We start from the raw sequence: 23,602 nt of genomic DNA on the forward strand, positions 1-23,602 counted from the left end.
CCGCCGGTTCGCCGGTGGGCTACGGGGCGAGCTATGTCGCCGAGCGTCCCACACAGCTGGCCACCCTCCCCGTGCGATATGCCGACGGCTATCCCCGGCTGCTCTCCAATGTCGGCAAGGTGCTGATCGGCGGGAGCTCCGTGCCCATTCTGGGGAAGGTCTGTATGGATCAGATGATGGTGGATGTCACCGTCCTCGCCGGGGTCGGTGTGGGCGACGAGGTGGTCCTTCTCGGCAGTCAGGGCGGGGCCGGGATCGACGAGAACGACATGGCCGAATGGTTCGGCAGCGTCAACGACGCCATCACCAGCAGCATCGGAGCGCGGGTGCCCCGGCGGTACCTGTAACACGCTCCCCGTGGGAGGAGTCCCGCACACAAGTCCAGAAGCGCGGAAACATCCGGGCCTCCTGTCGACAGGGGATGTTCCGGATGTTTCTCTTTTATGCACCGATGCCCGGTACGCAGTTCGGTACAATTGCGTTACAATTCCTGTACCCTTCGGGAGAAGGAACTCCTGAAGAAACGCCGGCTTTCGGGTCTTGCGAGGTGTCTGTGTATGGCCAGAGTGATGGTCTGTGGGTGCGAGGGGAGCGGACGGAGTACGGTGGTGTCGCTGCTGGCGCGCTATCAGGTGGCGCAGGGGTGGCCTGTTCTGGTGATCGATGGCGACTGGAACAACGACGGTTTGCCGGGGAAGCTGGGATTGCCGTTTCCCGAGCGGACCCTGGTGGACGAGCTAGGAGGGTTCTCCGGATTGAACCGGGGGATGCTCCGCTGGCGGGAGGGCAGCGGTTCGGCGGAGTATTTCCAGCACCAGTATATCCATGTGGACGATCTCCCGCTTTCCTGTGTGAGCAGAAAGGACAACTTTGCGCTCATCGCCACCGGGAAAATCGAGGCGTGCGGTGAGGGCTGCGAGCCCTTCCTCGATGATCTCTCCTGGGAGTTCCTGGAAAACCTGGAGCACCAGGGGTGGTGGGTCTTCGTGGATACCGGCGAGGGGATGGACCGGCTTGAGGGGTCCGTAGGGACGGTCTGCGAGGCCATCCTGCATGTGATGCGTCCCGAGGGCGAGGATCTTTGCACCACGCTGCGGATCCGTGAGATACTGCAGCAGGCAGGGCTCGATTGCATGCCCCTGCTCAACAACATCGACGAGGAACGGATCGAGGAGGTCCGCGCCGGCTTTGCCGGGCGGGGGCTTCCCGTAGAACTGGCGCTGCCCAGGTACGAGGCGCTCTCCAGGCCCCGCGGCGCGGAGTCCGGCCACGTACAGGTGCAGCCCGAGATGCTTCCCTACCTCGACCGGATCATCGGGCGGCTGCGCGCGGCGATCCCCGGCAACGGCGCACCGGCCTTCCGCTGACGGCGGCGACCGGAGGATCGACGCCACGGCCGTCCCAGGCCTATGCTGACGAATGGAAGGAGAATGCTTGCGATGCCCACTGTACAGGTCTACTCGCTGAATGCCTTCGGAGCCGACTCCAAAGGCGGCAACCCCGCAGGCGTGGTGGCCGATGCGGAGGGAATGACCGATGCGCAGATGCAACAAGTGGCCCGGCGCGTCGGCTACTCCGAGACCGCCTTTGTCCTGTCGGCGGAGAATGCGGCCTTCAAGGTGCGGTATTTCACGCCCCGACGGGAGGTGGACCTCTGCGGCCACGCCACTGTGGCCACCTTCCATCTCCTGGCGCGGCTGGGCAGGTGCTCGGTGGGGCCGACCTCCCAGGAGACGAATGCGGGGGTGCTCCCCATCGAGGTGTTGCCCGACTGGTCGGTGCTGATGGACCAGGCCCTTCCGCAGTTCGGGGAGACCGTCCCCGCCGACGACATCGCCGCGGCCTTCCCCTATGCCCGGGGCATCGCCGGCGCCGATCTGCCCGTCCAGGTTGTCTCCACAGGCCTGCGGGATATCATGGTGCCCGTGTCCACCATGGAGCAGCTTCTTTCTCTCCGTCCGGATTTCGAGGCCATGACCCGCCTGAGCGAGCGCTACGACGTCACCGGCTGCCACGCCTTTACCCTGGAGACGAGAAAGGGTTCGACGGCGCACTGCCGGAATTTCGCGCCCCGTTTCGGCATCCCCGAGGAGTCGGCCACCGGCACCTCCAACGGCGCGCTGGCCTGCTACCTCTACCGCCACGGCGCCGTGGGGCCGGAGGCGCTGGACCGTCTCTCCTTCGAGCAGGGCTACGCCATGGACCAGCCCTCGGAGATCCGGGCCAGACTGCACACCGGAAACGACGGGGCTGTCCTGCGTGTTCAGGTGGGAGGCGCGGCGGTTCCCTCCGGCCGTTTTGTGGTGGACGTGGACCCGGAACTCTAGTCCCCTGATCGCACCCGGCCGCGGCAGGTGTCCCCGGCCGGGTGCCGCCCTTCTTCCTCCCGAGATCGTCGCGTTCGCCTTTTTCCCCTTGCCCATGCCGGGCTCCCGGGTTCCCGGGAGCCCGGTGGGACATGTCTGCTTCCCTTTGTCTCCTGTCCTGTGCCGTGGCGGTGTTTCCCGCCGGATCCCAGGATGATGCGTCCGGCCTGCGGCGCCCCTCTTCTTGACAGAAGGGGTGGAGTGCGGTATTGTCTGTGTAATAAGCGGGACAGTTCGTCCCGATTTTGGGGGTTTCTATGGAACAGAAGGAGCGGAAACGGGACACCGTTGGAAGGGTCACGGCCGTCATGGATCTTCTCTGCTCTTCCGAAGGGACCTACAGCCTCCGGGAGCTCCAGAGCAGGACGGGGATCCCCAGGAGCACGCTCCACAGGCTTCTTCTCGCTCTGGAGCGCGAGGAGTGGGTGTATCGGGATTCCGCTTCGGAGCGGTTTCGCCCGGGTATCCGCTTTTTCCTTTTGAACAACAGGAGCCTCTTCTACCAGGAGCTGATCCACGTCGCCGCACCGGAGATGGAGCGGCTGATGCAGGAGACGGGGAAGACGGTCCTGCTGAGTGTGCTGGAAGGGTTCGCGGGGCTGTGCATCCACAGCGTCGAACCGCGGCAGGCCGTCAAGTATGTGGCCCACCGGGGGATGACGATCCCCCCCTACGAGGGGGCCTCCGGCAAGGTGCTGCTGGCCTTCTGTCCCGAGGAGCGGCGGCGGCAGATTCTCGACGCTGGCCTTCCTGAGGGATGCGACAGGGCGGCGTTGACGACTCAGCTCGAGGAGATCCGCCGTCAGGGATACGCCTACAGCCGGGAGGAGTGGATCCGCCACGCCGGGGATATCAGCGTGCCGCTCTTCGACGGCCGGGGGCGTTTTGTGGCCCAGCTCGGTCTGGCCGGACTGGTGACCAGCTTCGACGGCGAGGAAGAGCGGCTGCTGCAGCGGTTGCAGAGGGCGGCCGAAAGGATGGGAACGGCGTTATAGCCCTGTCGTGCCGGGGGAAACGGTACGTATCCATTCGAGGATTTGAGGGAGGTTGTTCAGAAAATGGCAAAGCAGTTGATCGAATGTGTCCCGAACTTCAGCGAAGGCAGACGGAAGGATGTCATCGAGGCGATCGTGAAGCCCTTCAAGGAGACCAGGGGCTGTTACCTCTTTGACTACCGGGCCGACGAGGACCACAACCGTCTTGTGGTCAGCCTGGCCGGGGAGCCCGGCGTCATCGGCGACGCCGTGATGGAGGCCTCCAGGGTGGCCGTGGACAGGATCGACCTCAACAGCCACGAGGGCGCCCATCCGCGTGTCGGCGCGGTGGACGTGATCCCCTTCACCCCGATCAACAACATCACCATGGAGGAGTGCGCCGACCTGGCCCACAACTTCGGCGAGCGCTTCAGCAAGGAGCTGGATGTCCCCGTCTATTTCTACGAGGAGGCCGCCAAACGGCCCGAGCGCAAGCGGCTGGAGGTTGTCCGCAAGGGGCAGTACGAAACCCTCAAGGAGGAGGTCTCCAAGCCGGAGCGTCACCCCGACGTGGGCGAGCCAAAGCTCCACCCCACCGCCGGCGCTACCGTCATCGGGGCCCGGAAGTTCCTCATCGCCTACAACGTGAACCTCAACACCACCGACGTGAACATCGCCAAGACCATCGGCAAGCGGGTCCGCGCCTCCGGCGGCGGCTTTACGGCCGTCAAGGGCATCGGTCTGCCTCTGGAGGAGAAGGGCATGGTTCAGGTGAGCATGAACCTGGTGGACTACGACAAGACGGCTGTCTACCAGGTGCTGGAGTTCATCCGCATGGAGGCGGCCCGCTGGGGCGTCACCGTCAACGGCACCGAGGTCTACGGGATGATCCCCGCCCAGGCCGTGCTGGACAGCGCCTCCTACTACATGCAGTTCGACGACTTCGACCCCAACCAGGTGCTGGAGCTGAAGCTGCTGGAGCTGATGGGCGAAGAGCAGTAGCCCCGCAGGCTGCCTGAACAGACAGGACGACAAAGGAGCGATGGCATGAAGCTTTCGGAGATGACGGTACAGGATTTTGTGGGCGAACTCGCTTCGGATTCCCCGGCCCCGGGCGGCGGGAGCGTAGCGGCCCTGGCGGCGTCGCTCGGCGCGGCGCTGACGGCCATGGTGGCCAGTCTCACCGTGGGCAAGGAGAAGCACCGGGAGCACTGGGAGGCCATGGAGGAGGTGCGGCGCAAGGGCGGCGATCTGCACGCCAGGCTTCTGCAGCTCATGGAGGCCGACACGGAGGCCTTCAACGCCTTCATGGCGGCGCTGAAGCTCCCCAAGGAGACCGAGGAGCAGAAGGCGGCCCGGAAGGAGCAGCTCCAGAAGGCCAAGCGCGGCGCCATCGAGGTTCCCATGGACACGCTGCGCTGCTGCGCCGAGGTGGTGGGACTGGCGGAGACCGCCGTCTCCAGAGGCAACCCCAACGCCGTGACCGACGCAGGGACCGCCGCGGTGCTGGCACGGGCCGCTGCGGTGGCCGCGGCCTACAACATCAAGATCAACTTCGGCGGGCTGAAGGATGAGGACTTCGTCGCCCGGACCAGGAGCGAGATGGACGGTATCCTGACGGATATGGACAGCCGGGTGCCGGCCATCGAGCGGCAGGTCGGCGAAGCAATCGGGTAGGAAACGGCAGGGCGGAACCGGGGCATACCGGTTCCGCCCACAGTGACTGCGACCTTCAAAAGGAGGTTGGAACCATGGATATCAATGTGATGAACAGCGAGGCCATGCGGATCAAGCTCGACGCCGAGCTTCCGGAACATCCGGGGTTTGCCGAGGGCGTCCGCCGCGCGCCGGACCGCGGCTGGACACTGAACCGGCACGAGACGGAGCTGGCACTGAAAAACGCCCTCCGCTACGTCCCCGGGGAGCTCCACGAGACCCTGGCGCCGGAATTCATGGAGGAACTCCGCACCATGGGGCGGATCTACGCCTACCGCTACCGTCCGGCGGGCCGGATCTACGGCAAGCCCATCGACGAGTACAGGGGCAAGTGTCAGGCCGGTAAGGCCTTCCAGGTGATGATCGACAACAACCTCGATTTCGACGTGGCCCTCTATCCCTACGAGCTGGTGACCTACGGGGAGACCGGGCAGGTCTGTCAGAACTGGCTGCAGTACCGTCTGATCAAGAGGTATCTGGAGGAGCTCACCGAGGACACCACGCTGGTGCTGGAGAGCGGCCACCCGCTGGGGCTCTTCAAGTCCCGCCCCGAGGCGCCCCGGGTGATCCTCACCAACGGGCTGCTGGTGGGGCTCTTCGACAACCAGGAGAACTGGCACCGCGCCATGCAGCTGGGGGTCTCGAACTACGGCCAGATGACCGCCGGCGGCTGGATGTACATCGGTCCCCAGGGGATCGTCCACGGCACCTTCAACACCATCCTCAACGCCGCCCGGCAGCAGCTCGGCGTGGGGGCCAAGGACAACCTGGCCGGCGTGCTCTTCGTCTCCTCCGGTCTCGGCGGCATGAGCGGCGCCCAGGCCAAGGCGGTGGAGATCGCCGGCGGCGTGGGGATCATCGCCGAGGTGGACAAGTCCCGTATCGAGACCCGCCACAGCCAGGGCTGGGTCGGCAAGGTGGCCGGAAGCTGCGAGGAGGCCTTCGGCATGGCCCGGGAGGCCATCGCGAAGAAGGAGCCCCTCTCCATCGCCTACCACGGTAACATCGTCGACCTGCTGCGCTACGCCGTGGAGCAGGGCGAGGAGATCCCGCTGCTCTCCGACCAGACCTCCTGCCACGCGGCCTACGACGGCGGCTACTGCCCGGCGGGGCTGACCTTCGCGGAGCGCACCGAGATGCTCCACAGCGACCCCCAGGCCTTCCGGAAGCGGGTGGACCAGTCGCTGCGGGAGCACTTCGAGCTGATCAAGAAGCTGGTCGCCAAGGGCACCTACTTCTTCGACTACGGCAACTCCTTCATGCGGGCCGTCTTCGACGCCGGCGTCACCGAGATCTGCAAAAACGGCCGGGACACCCTGGAAGGGTTCGTCTGGCCCTCCTACGTGGAGGACATCATGGGCCCGGTGCTCTTCGACTACGGCTACGGTCCCTTCCGCTGGGTCTGCCTCAGCGGCGACCACGAAGACCTCCGCAAGACCGACCAGGCGGCCATGGACTGCATTGATCCGGACCGCCGGCCTCAGGACTTCGACAACTGGCTCTGGATCCGCGACGCCGAGAAGAACCAGCTGGTGGTGGGTACCCAGGCCCGGATCCTCTATCAGGACGCCGAGGGGCGGCTGAAGATCGCCCTGAAGTTCAACGAGATGGTGCGAAACGGCGAGATCGGCCCCGTCATGCTCGGCCGGGACCACCACGATGTCTCCGGCACCGATTCGCCCTACCGCGAGACCTCCAATATCAAGGACGGCAGCAATATCTGCGCCGACATGGCCACCCAGTGCTTCGCCGGCAACGCCGCCAGGGGCATGACGCTCTGCACCCTCCACAACGGCGGCGGCGTGGGCATCGGCAAGGTGATCAACGGCGGCTTCGGCATGCTGCTGGACGGCTCCGAGCGGACTGACGAGATCCTCAAGTCGGCCATGATGTGGGATGTGCTCAGCGGTGTGGCCCGCCGCGCCTGGGCCCGCTGCGACCACTCCGTAGAGGTGGGCCGCGAGGTGAACGCCAACTACGAGGACAGCTACCACATCACGCTGCCCTACGTGCCCGCCGACGAGCTGGTATCCAGGGCAGTTGACGAAGCGTGGAAGCAAACGTAGCATAGGACAATCGATCCGCTCCCGGCTGGGGCCGGGGGCGGATCCGGATGCCCCGCTCCGTCCCCGGATGCCGCTGCCCGGAAGCGGCGGAAGGGAGCGGTTCCGCGGGGAAGCCGATCCCACGTCGAGAAAGAGAGACAAGGAGGGTCCACCATGGCAAAGATGCTTTCGGACATCGAGATCGCCCAGCAGGCGACGATGAAACCCATCACGGAGATCGCGGCGCAGCTCGGTATCGAGGAAGACGAGGTCGAGCAGTACGGCAAGTACAAAGGCAAGGTCTCCTTCGAGCTCTGGGACCGTATCAAGGAGCGCGAGGACGGCAAGCTGATCCTGGTGACGGCCATCACGCCCACGCCGGCCGGCGAGGGCAAGACCACCACCACCGTCGGACTCACCCAGGCGCTGGCCAGGAAGGGCAAGAAGGCCGGACTGGCCATCCGCGAGCCCTCGCTGGGGCCGGTCTTCGGGATCAAGGGCGGCGCCGCCGGCGGCGGCCACAGCCAGGTACTCCCCATGGAGGATATCAACATCCACTTCACCGGGGACATCCACGCCGTGACGACGGCGCACAACCTGCTTGCGGCCATGGTGGACAACTCCATCCATCAGGGGAACGAGCTGGGGATCGACGCCAGGCAGGTGGTCTTCCGCCGGGTGATGGACATGAACGAGCGCTCCCTGCGGCATATCGTCATCGGTCTCGGCGGCAAGCCCCACGGCGTACCCCGCGAAAACGGCTTTGACATCTCCGTGGCCTCGGAGGTCATGGCTGTGCTCTGTCTGGCCACCGGCATCTCGGACCTCAAGGAGCGGCTCGGCCGGATCGTGGTGGCCTACACCTACGGCGGCGAACCCGTCACCGCCGGCGATCTCGGTGCGGCGGGCGCCATGGCCATGCTGCTCAAGGACGCCATGAAGCCCAACCTGGTCCAGACGCTGGAGCACGTACCGGCCTTTGTCCACGGCGGACCCTTCGCCAACATCGCCCACGGCTGCAACAGCCTGCAGGCCACCCGCTACGGCCTGAAGCTCTCGGACTACTTCGTCACCGAGGCGGGCTTCGGCGCCGATCTGGGGGCAGAGAAATTCCTGGACATCAAGTGCCGTCTCGGCGGGCTGCATCCCTCGGCGGTGGTCATCGTGGCGACGGTGCGGGCGCTCAAGATGCACGGCGGCATGGACAAGAAATCCCTCACTGCGGAGAACCTGGAGGCCCTGGCCGGCGGGATCCCCAATCTGGAAAAACACATCGAGAACATGAACAGCTTCGGTCTGCCCGTGGTGGTGGCCGTCAACGCCTTCCCCACCGATACGGAGGCCGAACTGAACCTCGTCCGCGAGAAGTGCCAGGCCCTGGGCGCCGAGGTGGCGCTCTCCAAGGTCTGGGCCGAGGGCGGCGACGGCGGTGCCGAGCTGGCCGAGAAGGTCATCGCGGCCACCGGGAAGCCCAACAGCTTCCACTATCTCTACGAGCGGGACGAGACCCCCAGGGAGAAGATCCGCAAGATCGCCACGCAGATCTACGGCGCCGGCGACGTGCAGTACACCGCCAAGGCGGAGAAGGATCTGCAGCAGATCCACGACGCCGGTATGGACGAGCTTCTGGTCTGCATGGCCAAGACCCAGGCGTCCATCTCCGACGACCCCACCGTGGTGGGACGACCCGACGGCTTCACCCTGACGGTGCGCGAGGTCCGTGTCTCCGCCGGAGCCGGCTTCCTCATCCCCATCACCGGCAGCGTCATGACCATGCCCGGGCTCCCCAGGAAGCCCTCGGCGCTGGAGATCGACGTGGACGACAAGGGGCGTATCTCCGGGCTCTTCTAGGCCCCCCGGCGCAGCAACCGGAATTGTGGGAGGAGAAAACCTGAGGGTGTCTCCTCCCAATGTTTTTTGTCCCATCCCGCAGAAAGGAAACGGAAACACAGTGAGAGGCTCCCGGCCGACAGGAAAACGAGACCGGCCGGAGCCCGATAAAGGAAGTGGTCTGCCGTGAAATGCACTACGAAACAGCTGGTGATCCTCGCTCTGATGATCAGCCTCAACGTGGTTCTCACCCGTTTCGCCAGTGTCCGGATCGCCATCGGGGGCATCGAGGGGATCCGGATCGGCTTCGGCGCCTTCCCGGCGATCTTCACCGGTCTCACCATGGGGCCGGTGGCGGGCGGTGTCGTCGGCGCCCTCGGCGACGTGACGGGGTTTTTCGTCGCCCCCATGGGGGCCTACCTGCCGCATTTTACCCTCACCGCCGCCCTCACCGGCATCCTGCCGCCGCTTTTCTGGAACATCGCCGGACGCAGGGAGGCCTTTCTCCCGATTCTGACGGCCATTGTCGGCACCCAGACGGTGACCTCCGTGGTGCTGGTGCCCTTCTTTCTGAAGATGCTCTTCGGTCTGCCCCCGGCGGCCACCGTGCCCGGGGCGGCGGTGAGTCTCGTCCTGGCGACACCGGTCTACACGCTGCTCTACCTGAAGCTGGCCAGAAGCCTCGACCTCAGTCCCGCCGCCGGCCGCCATTTCTAGCATCCCTCCACCTTCTTCGGCCTCCCGGCGGGCGGCCTTGGACGGTGTGGCCTGCGCACTCATCCTGCAGCCGGTCTTTCCATCGTCACAGTGGCCATATGGCGGACAGGGTGCCTCCAGGTCCGGGGAGTGGTGTTTCCGGAGGCGGTCGGCACTCCGCCGCGGGCTGTATGCAGTATAAGACGGCCGGTCTGGAGGGAGGCTTTGACAGCCTCGGGGGAACCTGATAAATTGTCTAACTAGGATACAAACCTATCGGAGGTGTTACTGAATGCGAAGGAACCTTTCCCGTTTTCTGATCGCGTCACTCTGCGCTCTCTTTGTCCTTACCTCGGCAGGGCTGGCCTCGGCAGTGACCTTTGCCCCCATCGCTACAGGCTCCACAGGCGGCACGTTCTACCCTGTGGGCGTCATCCTCGCCAATACCTTCAACAAGGAGATGGAGGACGAGGGCTACCAGTTCAAGGCCATGACATCCGGCGGCAGTACGGAGAACCTGGAGATGATCCGCCAGGGGGCGACCATGTTCGCCGTCTGCGGCAGTGTCCCGGCCCGGAACGCCTATATCGGGGTGGACAACTACGAGGGACAGGAGATCAAGAATGTCCGTTTCGTCACCGCCCTCTGGCCCGAAGCGGTGCAGCTGATGTACCGTGAAGGCGTGGGCATCGAGAAGATCACCGACCTGAAGGACAAGAAATTCAGCGTCGGCCCGGCCGCCGGCGGCGGTGTCTTCTACATGCCCATGATTCTGGAGCCCTTCGGCATGAGCTTCGACAGCTTCAACGCCCAGTACATGGGCTACGGCGACTCGGTCCAGGCGCTGCAGAACCGTCTGATCGACGGCTGCTATCTGGCGGCGGGCCTGCCCACCTCCGGTGTCTCCCAGCTCTACGCGGGCCAGGTTGCCGTGGACATGATCGAGTTCAGCGAGGAGGATGTCGCCAGGATCCGCGAGCTCTATCCCTTCTTCGCCCGGGTCAAGGTTGCCGCGGGGACCTATCCCAAGCAGGAGGAAGCCAAGTACGTGGTGGGCATCAAGTCCTCGTTGATTTCCCAGAAGAGCGTGGACCCCGAGCTGGTCTACGGGATGCTCGACGCGCTCTACATCAAGCACCTTGACGAGGCCCAGCAGGAGCACGGGGCGCTCAAGACGGTCACCCTCGAGGGTGCGACCCAGGGGCTCTCCGGTGCGCCGCTCCATCCCGGCGCCGTCAAGTTCTACCGGGAACACGGTGTCGAGGTGCCCGAAGAGCTGGTGCCGCCCGAAATGAAGTAGACCCTTTGTGAGCTCCAGAGACCGGCGGGTACGGCACGGCCGTATCCGCCGGTTCTCCTTTGTGTGGCCGCGGTTTCTATCCGGAGTATCCTGGAGGACGATGGACGATGGCAAAACGGAATTTCGCGGGGAAACCGGCGCTCTTTGTCACGGTGTTCTGCGTCGCTGTCTCCCTGATTCATGTGTACTACAACAGCTTTGGCCTTATCGAAGTGGTGCAGAAAAACATGATCCACATCTCGCTGATGATGGGGGTGATCTTTCTCACCGTCCCCGCCGGGAAGCGCTCGCCCGGGACGAACCCGTCGAAGCTGGACTGGGTCTTCTTCGCGCTCTCCCTCGCCGTGGGGATCTATCTGCTTGTCTCGCACCAGCGCTGGGTGGAGACCTTCCTGCGGCCCAACCAGATGGACCTCGTCTACGCGGCTGTCTTTATGCTCCTCATCATCGAGGCCGCGCGGAGGACCGTCGGCGTGCCGCTGACCACCATTGCGGTGACCTTCCTGGTCTATACCTACGTAGGGCCCTGGATGCCGGGCGCTCTGGCCCACATGGGGTTCGGCGTGGAGCGGATCATGATCCGCATGACCATGACCTCCGAGGGGATCCTCGGGGTGGCGGCCATGGTGTCGGCCTCCTATATCTTCATGTTCATCCTCTTCGCGAGCTTCTTCAAGGCCACCAAGGCCTCGGAGTTCTTCAACGATCTGGCTTCGGCGCTCACCGGGGGGACCAGGGGCGGTCCGGCCAAGGCCTCCATCTTCGCCAGCGCCCTGACGGGCACCATCAGCGGGAGCTCCCAGGCGAATGTGGCCACCACCGGATCCTTTACCATCCCGCTGATGATCTCCGTGGGCTACAAACCCTACTTCGCCGCCGCCGTGGAGGCCATCGCCTCGACGGGCGGGGTGCTGATGCCGCCGATCATGGGGGCCGCCGCCTTCATCATGAGCTCCTACCTCGGCGTGCCCTACAACACCATCATGATCGCCGCCATCACCCCGGCGATCCTCTACTACTGGACGCTTTTCCACATGGTTGACCTCGGCGCCGTGCGGTGGAACCTCTCGGGGCTGCCCAAGGATCAGCTCCCCCGGTTCGCGGAGGTCATGAAGTCACGGGGCCACCTGCTCGCCCCGCTGGTGGCCATCATCGGCTTTCTGCTGATGGGTTTCAGCCCGCTCCTGGCCGCCTTCATCGGCATCGTCTCCGTTCTGGCCGTCTCCTTCCTGCGGGCCGAGACGCGCCTCAGCTGGGGGGAGTTTTTCCGGGCCCTGGAGGAGGGGGCCAAAAACGGGGCGACCATCGCCATCATCTGCGGGATCATCGGCTTCATCATCGCTTCCGTGGGGATGACGGGGATCGGCCAGACCATCGGGAACAACATCATCAAGTGGTCCGGCGGGACGCTGGCGTTCACCGCCTTCTTCTGCATGATCGCCGCGATCATCCTGGGGATGGGGCTTCCGGGTCCGGCCTGCTACATCATCACCGCCACCGTGGCCGCGCCGGCGCTGGTGCGGATCGGGGTACCCCAGCTGGCGGCCCACTTCTTCGCCTTCTACTTCGGCACCATGTCGTCGGTGGTGCCGCCGGTGGCGCTCACATCCTACACGGCGGGGGCCATTGCCCAGACGGGACCGAACCGGGTGGCCTTCACGGGGCTCTTTCTGGGGAGCGCCGGTCTGCTGCTGCCCTACATGTACATCAACAACCCGGTGCTGCTGGGGATCGACTTCCATGTTCTGCGCTACATCACGGTGCTGGGGGCGTCGCTGGCTGGGCTCTACTCGCTGGCCATCGCCGTGATCGGCAACCTGAAGGCCAAGGTGGCCATCTGGGAGCGGGTCTTCTTCGCCCTGGGCGCCTTTCTGCTCATCACCGCCGACATGAACATCCGGTCTGTCGGGATCTGCGTCTTCGCGGCCGTCTACGTGCAGCATCTCTACCGGCACCGACGGTCCCGGCAGGGGTGAACCGACGCGGCGGGGGTTCGTCCCCCGCCGCTCACGGTCACTCTACCGGTTCGTTGGGCAGCGAGAAGGAGAGGAAGCGGTCGAAGAGGGCGGTCTTGCGGAGGTAGCAGGGCGGGTCCGGGAGGTCGGCCCGGACCTGTTCCTCGGAGGTCTCCACCAGGCGAAGATCTCCAGCTTCCAGAGATAGCGCACCGTCATCGGTGTCGCGGGTGTGCGGCTCCAGTTCTGCACGCTGTGGATCTCTTCCGTGGTGTTGGGGTGGAGGAACTCCCCGGCCCGTTCGTCCAGCACCACAAAGCCGCCGGGGCGTGAGCGTTCGCGCTTGCCCCGGCGGCCCTCCTGTTTCCCTGCGTCGTTCCGGACAGAGGTCTACCGCCCGGTGCCGCCCACCACCTTCAGCGGCGGCTGCTTCTCCGCCAGATCGGGGTGGGCCTGTTTCCAGGTCTTCACCGGCAGGCCCCAGACCTTGATGAAGCCGATGGCGGCGCCGTGGTCGAATTCGTCGGCGTCGGTGTAGGTGGCCAGGCCTTCGCTGTAGAGGCCTTCACCGGATTTCACGCCCACCACGACGGCCTGTCCCTTGTAGAGCCGCAGGCGCACAACGCCGGTGACGTGCTGCTGGATGTGGCCGAAGAAGGCGTCCAGGGCCTCCTTGAAGGGGGAGAACCAGTTGGCCTCGTAGGCCATCTGGCCGTACTGGGCCTCCATGTTCGTCTTGCCCAGCAGGACGTCCTTGGGGAGGGTGATGCTCTCCAGCGCCTTGTGGGCGTCGATCAGGACCTTCGCCGCCGGGCACTCGTAGACCTCCCGGCTCTTGAAGCCCACCAGCCGGTCCTCCAGCATGTCGATCCGTCCCACGCCGTAGGCGCCGGCCACCTTGTTGAGCTCACTGATCATGGTGACGCCGTCCACGTTCTCGCCGTCCAGGGAGACGGGCTTGCCCTTCTCGAAGCCCACCTCGATGTACTTCACGTCCTCAGGGGTGTCCCAGGGGTCGGCGGTGATCCGGAAGGCGTCGCTGGGCGGCTCCTGCCAGGGGTCCTCCAGGACGCCGCACTCGATGGACCGGCCCCACATGTTCTCGTCGATGCTGTAGATCCCCGAGGTCTCGTTGGGCACGGGGATGCCGTGCTTGGCGGCGAAGGCCACCTCGGCCTCCCGGGAGAAGTGCCAGTCCCGCACCGGGGCCAGAACCTCCAGGTCGGGGTTCAGCGCGTTCACGCAGACCTCGATCCGCACCTGGTCCTGTCCCTTGCCGGTGCAGCCGTGGGCCACCGCCACGGCGCCTTCCACCTCGGCGATCCACACCAGGTACTTGGCGATCAGCGGGCGGGAGAGCGCGGAGTTCAGCGGGTATTTGCCTTCGTAGAGCGCGTTGGCCTGCAGCGCCGGCTGGACGAAGCTCTCCACGAAGTCCTTCCGCAGGTCCATCACGTAGGCGTTGACGGCGCCTGTGTTGTAGGCCTTCCTTTCGATCGCCTCCAGGTCGATGACGCTCTGTCCCACGTCGGCCGTGAAGGTCACCACATCGTATCCCTGCTCCTGGAGCCATTTGATCGCTACCGAGGTATCCAGTCCGCCGCTGTACGCCAATACGACCTTGCCTTTGTTCTGCATCTTCAAAAACCCTCCTCCGGGATAATCAATACAAAAAGGTCCGTCCCCTCTTGTCGAAGGGACGGACCTCTACCAGTCCGCGGTACCACCCTGATTGCCGGATTCGATCCGGCCGCTCGCTTTGCCTTGTATCGGAAGACTACCGGGTTCCTACTTGGAATGGATCCTTTCTTCGGAACCGAGCTCCGGGGCTCTCTTCAGCGGTGCCTCCCGAGAAACGCTTTCAGCCGATGGCGTCTCCTCTCTGTCGGTCCCGGCACAGCCTACTCTCCCCATCATCACTCATATGAAGGGAACAGCTGCATCTGCATCGCATACGTCTTCGTCTGAGCCGAAACAGTCCGTCCATACCGGGAGACCTCCATCGAAAATAAACGTTCCTTCCGTCGCTAGCCGGAAGTATAACACACTTCAGCGCCAATGCAAGGCCGAAATCGCTCTTGTGGCCGGACAGCGACAGGCCAGCTCCGGGGCACCGGCGGCTAGCCTTTCCCTTCCAGGTAGTTGAGAGCCGTGGCGGCCATGATCCGGACCCCCAGAGGGAGCGCCGTCTCGTCGGGGAGGAAGCCCTGGTTGTGGAGCCCGGGCATCGCCTCCGGCGGCGTCCCCGCCGGGCGGCAGCCCAGCCAGTAGAAACAGGAGGGCACCGTCTGGGCGAAGTAGCTGAAATCCTCGCTGGCGAAGGGGATCTTCTCCATCCGGATCACCTGTCTGCTCCCCAGCACCTCCGCCGCGCTCCTCTCCACCGTCTCGACGACCGCGGGGTCGTTGACCACCGAGGGGTAGCCTTTGATGTAGTCCAGTTCACAGCGTCCGCCCATGGCGGTGGCGATCCCGTGGGCGATCACGGGAATCCGCGCTTCGAGGGTCCGGCGCGCCTCGGGGCTCCCGGAGCGTACCGTGCCCTCCAGCTCCACCCGGCCGGGGAGGATGTTGTAGCGTTCGCCTCCCTTGACGACGCCGAAGGTGAGCACGCCGGCGTCCTGGGCCCCCAGATTGCGGGAGACCACCGTCTGGAGCGCCGAGACGATCTGCGCGGCGATGACCACAGCGTCGATCCCCATTTCCGGAGCCGAGGCGTGGGCGCTCTTGCCGTGGACGGCGAGCGCGAGGCGGTCCGAGGCGGCGGTGGTGGGCCCCGGCGTGAGGCCGATCTGCCCGGTGGTCATGGAAGGCCAGACGTGGAGGCCCACCATGGCGTCCACCTTCGGGCGTTCCAGCACGCCGTCGGCGATCATCCCCGGGGCGCCGCCGGTGGGGTTGTTCTCCTCGGCGGGCTGGAAGACGAACTTCACGGTGCCTTTGAGCCGCCTTTTCATCGCGGCGAGCACCATGGCCACACCGAGCATCATGCCCGTGTGGGTGTCGTGGCCGCAGGCGTGCATCACCCCCGGCCGTTCCGACGCGAAGGGAGCGCCGGTGTCCTCCTGCACAGGCAGGGCGTCCATATCGGCCCGGAGTCCGATGGTTCCGCCTTCTCCCGCCTCCCCGCGGAGCAGACCCACCACGCCGTGGCCGCCGATCCCCTCGGTCACCTGGAGCCCCAGATCCCGCAGCGTCTGGGCCACCAGGGCGGCGGTGGCCGTCTCCCGGTTGCTCAGCTCCGGATTTCTGTGGATCTCCCGGCGCAGCTCCATATAGCGTTCCCGCGCCGCCTCCTCCTGGTTGCGGATCTCCCGGGCTATGGTCATTTCACAGTCCCTTCCGTCTCGGCGCTTCTGTGTTCTGCGCCGGGCTCTGTCCAGCGTCCCGCCGCCAGGACTCCCTCCTTGTAGACGGCGAGGATGGCTGAGCGATCCTGGAGGAGCCTCAGGTCATCGAAGGGGTTCCCCCGGACCACCAGGATGTCGGCGCGGAGGCCTTCCCGGAGGGCGCCGGTCTCGTCCCCCAGGCCGATGGTGGAAGCGGCCGTGGAGGTGGCCGACCGCAGCACCTGGGCCAGCGGCATCCCCGCCTCCTGCAGGGCTTCCAGTTCGTAGGCGTTCTCCCCGTTTGGGATAAAGGGCATCCCCGAATCGGATCCCATGGCCACGGTGACCCCCGCTTCGAGGGCCTTCTTCAGGCTGGCCAGGCGGCGCCGGCGGCTGCGGACGGCCTTTTCGACGGCGTATCCGGGGAGGCCCGAGGACGGGCCGTACTGTTCCATGCGTTTGCCGTAGGAGAGGGTGGGTACCAGGATGGTTCCCTGGTCGAGCATGGTGCGGATGTCTTCATCATCCAGGACGGTGCCGTGCTCCAGGGTGTCGCAGCCGGCCTGCAGCGCCACCTTGACCCCGCGGCTTCCGTGGGCGTGGCAGGAGACGGGGACATTCTGGTTGTGGGCCTCTTCCACGGCGGTGCGGGCCTCTTCCAGATTGAGGGCGTAGGCGTCGGGGGAGGAGCTCTTGCGGAAGGTGCGTCCGCTGGTCATCAGCTTGATCACATCCACCCCCATGGCCAGCAGTGTCCGTACCGCCTTGCGCACCTCGTCGGGGGAGTCCATGGTGTGCCGTTCCGCCACGGCGAGGTGGGGTGGGTAGACGGGGAAGTCGGCCCCGGTGGGCATGATCTTGTAGCCGCTCACCAGCATCCTCGGTCCCGGTACCAGGCCGTCGGCCACGGCGTCCCGCAGGGCGATGTCCACACCGTCCTCGGCGCCGAGGTCGCGGACGGTGGTGAACCCCGCCTCCAGGAGCTCCCGGGCGTTGGCGGCGCAGCGGAGCGTCTTGCAGGGGACGCCTTCGGTGAGCTGCTCCAGCTCCCCCCGCCCCCGGGAGAGCTGGACGTGGGTGTGGGTGTCGATCAGCCCGGGCATGACGGTGGTCCCGGGGGCGTCCACCACCCGGAAGCCTTCCGGTATGGCGGCGTCTCCGGGACGTATCTCCAGGATCCGGCCGTCCTCGACGAGGAGGGCTCCGCCCTCCGTGGCGGTGTGGGCCCTGCCGTCGTAGAACCGGTCGGCCCGGATGGCGAAGGCTTTCGTGCCGTGTTGCCGTGCGTTGCTGTCCATAGGTGGTTCTCCTCTCTGTCCGGTTCCGGCGGTGCTATCCGTCGTCGCTCGTCACGGCGGTTTCCACCGCAAGGGGCAGCTCAGCCCGGGCGGAGCTGCGGGCGATCTCGTCCCGGAGGACAAACTGCAGGAGGTACTCCCCCACAGGGAGAGGCTCCGTGTCCAGGGTGACGGTGAAGTAGAGGTCGTGCAGCGCGCTCCGGAGCTCTCTGTGGAAGGTGACGACATCGCGTTTGGCGGCCAGCCTCTCCCCCTCCGGCGAGAGAAACCGGACGTCCAGCGCCAGGCGGATCTCCCGGAGGGTGTCCTGGTTCATCCGCAGGGCGAATCCCTCCACCTCCAGGTAGATGCGGGCCGTCTCCCCGGAGGGGTAGGCGTGGCTCTCCCGGGGCGTGTAGAGGCCGAACCCTTCGATGGAGGCGGCGTAGCGACAGCTGCGGATCTGCAGCGGGGGCCCTTCTCCGATCGGATGATCCGGAGAGGACGCGGTGGGCGGCGTCTCCACGGCGGAGGCGACGGTCCCGGCGAGTGCCGCCAGCAGAAGAGCGAGGATGGTGACGGCGATGGGGCAGGGTGTTCGGTGCATAGGCGTTCTCCTTTCCCTAAAGACTCATGGTATAATATATCATTGCCAGTCAGAGCGGCGGGCCTCCCGTCGCTCTTTTCCGTGATTTTCTATGCAGGAGGCATACAGTATGACTGATTCAACGGGCGGACCACGCGACTTCGGCCGGGTGATCCCCCTTCCGCTGGAAGAAGAGATCAAAAACAGCTATCTGGACTACGCCATGAGCGTCATCGTGGGCCGGGCCCTCCCGGACGCGCGGGACGGCCTCAAACCGGTGCAGCGCCGCATCCTCTACGCCATGCTGGGGCTCGGTCTGCGGCACAACCAGGGCTACAAGAAGTCCGCCCGCGTCGTCGGGGAGACCATGGGTAAGTACCATCCCCACGGTGACTCCGCTATCTACGATACCATGGCGCGGATGGCCCAGGACTTCAGTATGCGCTATCCCCACGTGGATGGCCAGGGAAACTTCGGCTCCATCGACGGCGATCCGCCGGCGGCCATGCGGTATACCGAGGCCCGTCTCACCGCACTGGGCGAGGAGATGCTCCAGGATATCGACGAGGACACCGTCGACTGGGGGCCCAACTTCGACGACTCCCTGCAGGAACCGCTCACCCTTCCCTGCCGGCTCCCGAATCTGCTGATCAACGGCAGCTCCGGTATCGCCGTGGGGATGGCCACCAACATCCCGCCCCACAATCTCGGCGAGGTGGCCGATGCGCTCTGCTATATCCTCGACCGCAAGGAGGACGAGGAGGCGGAGCTGGGCGAGGTGATGCGCTTTCTCCACGGACCGGACTTCCCCACCGGGGGGCAGATCCTCGGCCGTGAGGGGATCATCGATGCCTACCGAACCGGCCGTGGGAAGGTGGTCATGCGGGGCCGCACCACCATCGAGGACCTCCCCCGCGGCAAGCAGGCCATCATCATCAACGAGATCCCCTATCTCCTGAACAAGACCACCTTTATCGAAACCATCGCCAAGAACGTACAGACCAAGCAGCTGGAGGGCATCACCGATGTCCGCGACGAATCGGACCGCAACGGCCTGCGCATCGTGCTGGAGATCAGCCGGGACCACAACGCCCAGCTGACCCTGCGCCAGCTCTACAGCCGCACCCAGCTGCAGAGCACCTTCGGGGTGATCAATCTCGCCCTGGTGAACGGTCAGCCCAGGGTGATGCCGCTTCTGGAGATGCTGTCCATCTTCCTGGACTACCGTCGGGAGGTGGTGCGGCGGCGTACGGAGTTCCGGCTGCAGAAGGCCGAGGCCCGGGCCCATATCGTGGAAGGGCTGCTCAAGGCGCTGGATGTCATCGACGAGATCGTCGCCCTGATCCGTGCGTCCAGGGACACCGACGCGGCCCGCGCCGGCCTGATCGAGCGTTTCGATTTCTCGGAGAAACAGGCCCAGTCGATCCTGGACATGCGGCTGCAGCGGCTTACCGGTCTGGAGCGGCAGAAGCTCGAAGAGGAGTATGAGCAGCTGATCCGGCAGATCGAGTACTACCGCTCCGTTCTGGGGGATCCCCAGATCCTGGATGGGGTCATCAAGGAGGAGCTCCTGGATGTCAGGAGGCGTTTCGGCAACGAGCGGAGAACGGAGATCGTCGACGAGATCGGCGATTACTCCAGCGAGGACCTGATCCCCGAGAAGGATCTGGTGGTGGTGCTCTCCCGGGACAGCTATCTCCGCCGGATGCCGCTGGAGGACTACCGCTGTCAGGGCAAAGGCGGCAAGGGGGTCAAGGGGGCCACGCCCAAGGGCGAGGACGAGATCGCCTTCGTGACGGTCGGCTCCACCCACCGAAATGTGCTGCTCTTCACCTCCCGCGGGCGGATCTTCGCCATCCGGGGGCACATGATCCCCCACCCGAAGGCGGGCAAGGGGAAGCACGTCTCCCGCTTTATCGCCCTGGAGGAGGGCGAGCGGGTGGTGGCCATCCGGGACAGCCGGCTGGCCGGGGCGAGGTATGTCTTCTTTCTCACCAAACAGGGCATCGCCAAGCGGATGCCCGCCGACGAACTGGAACGGATCACCCGCGCCGGGCGCCGGATCCTCACCCTCGCCCCGGGTGACGAGATCGCCAGGGTGCGCTGCAGCGGCGGCGGCGAGGATCTGCTCTTCGTCACCGCCGCCGGGAAGGCCCTCCGGGTCTCGGAGGAGGAATTCCGTCCACTGGGTCGGCAGGCCAGAGGGGTGCGCGGCATCCGGCTGGCCGAAGGCGACCATGTGGTGGGCTGCGACATCGTCCGGCCGGGGCGGACCCTGCTGCTGCTCAGCAGGCGGGGACTGGGCAAGCGGGTGCGCTACGACGACTTCACGCCCCGCCACCGGGGCGGCCAGGGTGTCCGGGCGATGAACGCCGGGGCCAGAACCGGCGAGGTCATCGCCTCCTGGGGGGTTGCCGAGAACGACAGCGTCATGGTGATCTCCAGCAGGGGGCGGATGGTGCGCTGCAACGCCTCGGAGATCCGCCTCCTGGGGCGTCAGGCCACAGGCGTCATCGCCGTGCGTCTCGACGACGGCGACAGTGTGGCCGACATGGGTGTCATCCGCTGTGACACCGAAGAGGAGGAGTAACGATGCGGCTGCGTCGCGAGGGCGCTCCCGTTATGGGCGGACTGCTCTTCGCCGTCGCCGGCGGCTGGATCATCGATCCCGCCGTCGCCGCGGGGCTGGCGCCGCTGCTTGTCCTGGTGGTCTGGTTCTACCGGGATCCGCCGCGCAGTGCCGGCGGCGGAAGGGAGGCGGCGGTGAGTCCCGCCGACGGCAAGGTGGTGGAGATCGACTATGCCTCCCATGCCTTCACCGGGCCGGCGTTGCGGATCGGGATCTTCATGTCGCCGCTGGATGTCCATGTCAACCGGGTTCCCCTGAACGGCGCGGTCGCCTTTCTGCGCCATGTCCCCGGCCGCAAGGCCATGGCCTTCCATCCCAATGCGCCGGAGGAGAACGAACGCCTCTACATGGGGTTGCAGAGCGAATTCGGCCCCGTCGTGGTGGTGCAGATCGCCGGCTTCCTGGCCCGGCGGATCAGCTGCTGGGTGCGCGAGGGCGACCATCTGGAGCGTGGAGGGCGGTACGGAATGATCCATTTCGGTTCCCGCGTGGACATCTATCTTCCCCGGAGAATGAGCTGTTCCGTCCGGGAAGGGCAGCGGGTGCGCGCAGGGGAGACCATACTGGGAGTGATGTACGGTGGGGCGGAGGAGTAAGAGGAAGCGGATACCATTCAGCAGGCTTGTTCCGAATATGATTACCAGCGGGAACATCCTCTGCGGTGTGCTCTCGCTGGTGATGACGCTCCATGGGCATATCGTCCCGGCGGCGTGGCTGGTCTTCGTGGCCATGATGTTCGATTTCATGGACGGCAAGATGGCCCGGCTGCTCGGCGGCGGGAGCGAATTCGGCGAGGAGCTCGACAGCCTTGCCGATATGGTCAGCTTCGGGGCGGCCCCGGCGCTGCTGCTCTACAAGGTGGCCCTCTGGGATCTCTGGGGGATCCTCGGGGCCCTGACGGCCGCCTTCTTTGTGATCTGCGGTGCCTTGCGTCTGGCCCGGTTCAACGTCACCCACAGCGACGGAAACTACTTCGAGGGGCTCCCCATTCCCGGAGCCGCTCTGCTGCTCTCCTCGCTTGTCTTCGGCGGGATGGTGCCCCTGCCGCCGGTGATGGCCCTGGTGACGCTGGGCACCGCTTCACTGATGGTCTCCAGCGTACCCTTCGGGAATCTGAAACAACTCCAGTGGGACCATGTCAACCAGCGCAGGCTGGTCTTTCTGGCCGGGCTGCTGGTGGTGCTGGCGGTTGTCTTCCAGGAGCGTTCTCCCCTGGTCGGTACGGTGATCTATGTGGTCAGCGGATTCTTCCGCTTCGACTGGGGCGCCTGGCTGACCATCTCCTGGGTTCCCTCCCGTTCCACCGAACGGGATCTCTAGCCTTCCCGGGGCTGACGGATCCCCTTCCATGGTCTTATTTGCGGAAGAGGAGCACCTGAAAGACGATGCTTTCCCTGTCTTCGTTGATGTAAAAGGGGAGGGTGAAGGTGTAGCCGCTCTCCTCGGGCATGCGGAGGGTCTTGATGTTTTTGCCCTTGAAAAGCTGGGGTGGGGTGAGGTCCAGGCCTTCAAAGCCGAGCTGGGAGAGGGTGACCACCGACTTCCCGCTGACCATGTTGCCGATCTCCCCGATGACGCTCATGGCCATGTCGTCGTCGATGTCGGGGGCGATCATCCCCTGGGAAAGCTTCTCCACATAGGTGGAGAAGGCCTGCTGGTTCATGAAGATGGTTGAGGTGCCGTGGGCGCCCTCGCCGTAGATGGAGACCAGGCTGGCCACCACCGCTCCCGGAGCACGGCTGCCCACGGTGACCCCCTCCTTGTTGAAGGTCAGCTCCAGCCCGAGGGTGCTGCTGACCTCGATCAGGCTTCTTCCCGATGCGTTGACCAGTTTGTGCAGCCGTGCGAGCGTTTCGTTTTCTACCGGCACAGTGGAGGCCTCCCCGGCGGGCTATCCCCGCTCCCCTTGATCCAGGTTCCCGAGTCTCGGCCAGAGGAGATAGACCAACAGAATCGACAGTACAAGCGACGGGAGCATGAAGCTCCCGTTATAGGTGATGGAGTACAACCAGATCGACGTTCCCTCCGGAGCGTAGCTGGCGAAAAAGAGGGCACCCGAGAACACGTGACAGAAGAGCCGCACCGCTGTCCCCAGGCATATGCCGGCCCACAGCGGGGTGCGCAGGAGGGCTGCCGTACCGAGAGCGCCGAATGCCAGCGGGTAGTCGAGAAGCGCCTGCGCGGGATGGACGATGTATCCGCCCAGAGCCAGCTGGAGAAGCCCCGAAACGGCGCCGGCCCCGATGCCCCACCGAAAGCCGTAGCGTAGCGCAAAGAGCAGGAGCGGTACATTCTCGATGGTGATCGAACCGCCCTGGGGCATCCTCCAGATCTTGACGTAGGAGAGGGCCACCGAGAGCGCCACCACCAGAGCCCCTTCAACCATGACGCGTGTGCGAGTGCCGTTCATGCCGCATTCCCCTTTCAGTTGCAGAGAACGGCGCCCGGCACCGCCGGTCGGGGAGTGCCTGCAGGCCCGTTCCCTACGCCGGTACGAACCGGATCAGGTTCCAGGGGTCGGTCTGTTCCTCTCAGCCGTGCTGGGCTCCCCCCGGGCATTCCCGCTTATATCGCCTCCGCCCTCTGTTGTCAAGCCGCGCACCGTTCCTCAAAACATGGACAAACATGACATTGCCCACACGTCACCCGAACGGTACTGGTGACGGTTCGCGTGCGGAAATCGCACCCGCAGCAGACGGTGTGGTCTCCCTCGTCGGGATCTTTTGTTGCTGTTGCGACCCGGAACGAGAGGATCGGCTTTCTTCCTGCCTTTTTGCCGACCGCCTGCGCGCTGCAAGCGCCGCTTCCTTTCGGGCGACCTTCCTCCAAAACGACCACACGTGCCCGTTCCGATTCCTCGCGGGTAGGAGCGGGGCGTTACGGTCGCGGCGATTGGGTT

At 65.4% G+C, this 23,602-nt stretch carries 20 protein-coding genes, 1 riboswitch and 1 other annotated feature; of the genes, 14 read left to right on the plus strand and 6 right to left on the minus strand.

Annotated elements, in window-relative coordinates:
• From K9L28_06320 to K9L28_06370, 11 genes are all read left to right on the plus strand, one after another.
• Window positions 1-347 (plus strand): alanine racemase (locus tag K9L28_06320; protein MCF7935934.1); only part of this gene is annotated, 347 nt, incomplete at its 5' end.
• A 210-nt stretch (window positions 348-557) separates the two neighbouring features.
• A complete protein-coding gene (locus tag K9L28_06325) occupies window positions 558-1,367 on the plus strand; it encodes a hypothetical protein (GenBank protein ID MCF7935935.1) in 810 nt (269 codons plus the stop codon).
• A gap of 72 nt (window positions 1,368-1,439) precedes the next feature.
• On the plus strand, window positions 1,440-2,327 hold the full coding sequence (locus K9L28_06330) for a PhzF family phenazine biosynthesis protein (GenBank protein MCF7935936.1): 888 nt from the start codon (window positions 1,440-1,442) through the stop codon (window positions 2,325-2,327).
• A gap of 296 nt (window positions 2,328-2,623) precedes the next feature.
• The gene (locus K9L28_06335; protein MCF7935937.1) at window positions 2,624-3,361 is read left to right on the plus strand and encodes an IclR family transcriptional regulator; all 738 of its coding nucleotides are present in this window, start codon (window positions 2,624-2,626) and stop codon (window positions 3,359-3,361) included.
• Between the two features lie 63 nt (window positions 3,362-3,424).
• Window positions 3,425-4,342 carry a glutamate formimidoyltransferase gene (ftcD, locus tag K9L28_06340; protein MCF7935938.1) on the plus strand — a complete coding sequence of 306 codons (918 nt, stop codon included), beginning with the start codon at window positions 3,425-3,427 and terminating at the stop codon, window positions 4,340-4,342.
• A 45-nt stretch (window positions 4,343-4,387) separates the two neighbouring features.
• On the plus strand, window positions 4,388-5,017 hold the full coding sequence (locus tag K9L28_06345; protein MCF7935939.1) for a cyclodeaminase/cyclohydrolase family protein: 630 nt from the start codon (window positions 4,388-4,390) through the stop codon (window positions 5,015-5,017).
• 74 nt (window positions 5,018-5,091) lie between these two features.
• Complete coding sequence (locus tag K9L28_06350) at window positions 5,092-7,122, plus strand: urocanate hydratase (protein MCF7935940.1); 2,031 nt, start codon at window positions 5,092-5,094, stop codon at window positions 7,120-7,122.
• A gap of 162 nt (window positions 7,123-7,284) precedes the next feature.
• On the plus strand, window positions 7,285-8,952 hold the full coding sequence (locus K9L28_06355; protein MCF7935941.1) for a formate--tetrahydrofolate ligase: 1,668 nt from the start codon (window positions 7,285-7,287) through the stop codon (window positions 8,950-8,952).
• A 204-nt stretch (window positions 8,953-9,156) separates the two neighbouring features.
• Entirely contained in the window at window positions 9,157-9,648 is a 492-nt protein-coding gene (locus K9L28_06360) for a folate family ECF transporter S component (GenBank protein ID MCF7935942.1), read from the plus strand.
• 271 nt (window positions 9,649-9,919) lie between these two features.
• Window positions 9,920-10,927 (plus strand): TAXI family TRAP transporter solute-binding subunit, encoded by a 1,008-nt coding sequence (locus tag K9L28_06365; GenBank protein MCF7935943.1) that lies wholly within the window; start codon window positions 9,920-9,922, stop codon window positions 10,925-10,927.
• A gap of 107 nt (window positions 10,928-11,034) precedes the next feature.
• Complete coding sequence (locus K9L28_06370; protein ID MCF7935944.1) at window positions 11,035-12,903, plus strand: TRAP transporter permease; 1,869 nt, start codon at window positions 11,035-11,037, stop codon at window positions 12,901-12,903.
• Window positions 12,904-13,272: 369 nt separating this feature from the next.
• Here the strand turns inward: K9L28_06370 and K9L28_06375 are convergent, their stop codons facing one another.
• From K9L28_06375 to K9L28_06390, 4 genes are all read right to left on the minus strand, one after another.
• Window positions 13,273-14,520, minus strand: coding sequence for an argininosuccinate synthase (locus tag K9L28_06375; GenBank protein ID MCF7935945.1), 1,248 nt, complete (start codon window positions 14,518-14,520; stop codon window positions 13,273-13,275).
• A 54-nt stretch (window positions 14,521-14,574) separates the two neighbouring features.
• Window positions 14,575-14,808, minus strand: a binding site (T-box leader).
• Between the two features lie 194 nt (window positions 14,809-15,002).
• Window positions 15,003-16,211: an amidohydrolase gene (locus K9L28_06380; protein ID MCF7935946.1), complete on the minus strand. Its 1,209-nt coding sequence runs from the start codon at window positions 16,209-16,211 to the stop codon at window positions 15,003-15,005.
• The gene (locus tag K9L28_06385) at window positions 16,208-17,509 is read right to left on the minus strand and encodes an amidohydrolase family protein (GenBank protein ID MCF7935947.1); all 1,302 of its coding nucleotides are present in this window, start codon (window positions 17,507-17,509) and stop codon (window positions 16,208-16,210) included. Before K9L28_06385 ends, K9L28_06380 begins: the two co-directional genes overlap by 4 nt.
• 34 nt (window positions 17,510-17,543) lie before the next feature.
• Window positions 17,544-18,095, minus strand: a complete 552-nt coding sequence (locus K9L28_06390) for a hypothetical protein (protein MCF7935948.1) — start codon at window positions 18,093-18,095, stop codon at window positions 17,544-17,546.
• Between the two features lie 109 nt (window positions 18,096-18,204).
• Here K9L28_06390 and gyrA point away from each other — a divergent pair, with 109 nt between their 5' ends.
• From gyrA to pssA, 3 genes are read left to right on the plus strand one after another with little or no spacing between them, the layout of a single operon-like run.
• The gene (gene gyrA / locus K9L28_06395; protein MCF7935949.1) at window positions 18,205-20,664 is read left to right on the plus strand and encodes a DNA gyrase subunit A; all 2,460 of its coding nucleotides are present in this window, start codon (window positions 18,205-18,207) and stop codon (window positions 20,662-20,664) included.
• A 2-nt stretch (window positions 20,665-20,666) separates the two neighbouring features.
• The gene (locus tag K9L28_06400; GenBank protein MCF7935950.1) at window positions 20,667-21,299 is read left to right on the plus strand and encodes a phosphatidylserine decarboxylase; all 633 of its coding nucleotides are present in this window, start codon (window positions 20,667-20,669) and stop codon (window positions 21,297-21,299) included.
• 37 nt (window positions 21,300-21,336) lie between these two features.
• Window positions 21,337-22,023: a CDP-diacylglycerol--serine O-phosphatidyltransferase gene (gene pssA, locus K9L28_06405; GenBank protein ID MCF7935951.1), complete on the plus strand. Its 687-nt coding sequence runs from the start codon at window positions 21,337-21,339 to the stop codon at window positions 22,021-22,023.
• A gap of 34 nt (window positions 22,024-22,057) precedes the next feature.
• Here pssA and K9L28_06410 read toward each other — a convergent pair whose 3' ends face one another.
• Window positions 22,058-22,573, minus strand: a complete 516-nt coding sequence (locus K9L28_06410; GenBank protein ID MCF7935952.1) for a chemotaxis protein CheX — start codon at window positions 22,571-22,573, stop codon at window positions 22,058-22,060.
• 21 nt (window positions 22,574-22,594) lie between these two features.
• Window positions 22,595-23,113 carry an energy-coupled thiamine transporter ThiT gene (gene thiT, locus K9L28_06415; protein ID MCF7935953.1) on the minus strand — a complete coding sequence of 173 codons (519 nt, stop codon included), beginning with the start codon at window positions 23,111-23,113 and terminating at the stop codon, window positions 22,595-22,597.
• Between the two features lie 52 nt (window positions 23,114-23,165).
• Window positions 23,166-23,265, minus strand: a riboswitch (TPP riboswitch).
• Window positions 23,266-23,602: the final 337 nt, after the last annotated feature.

This window comes from Synergistales bacterium (genome assembly GCA_021736445.1).
Lineage (GTDB): Bacteria > Synergistota > Synergistia > Synergistales > Aminiphilaceae > JAIPGA01.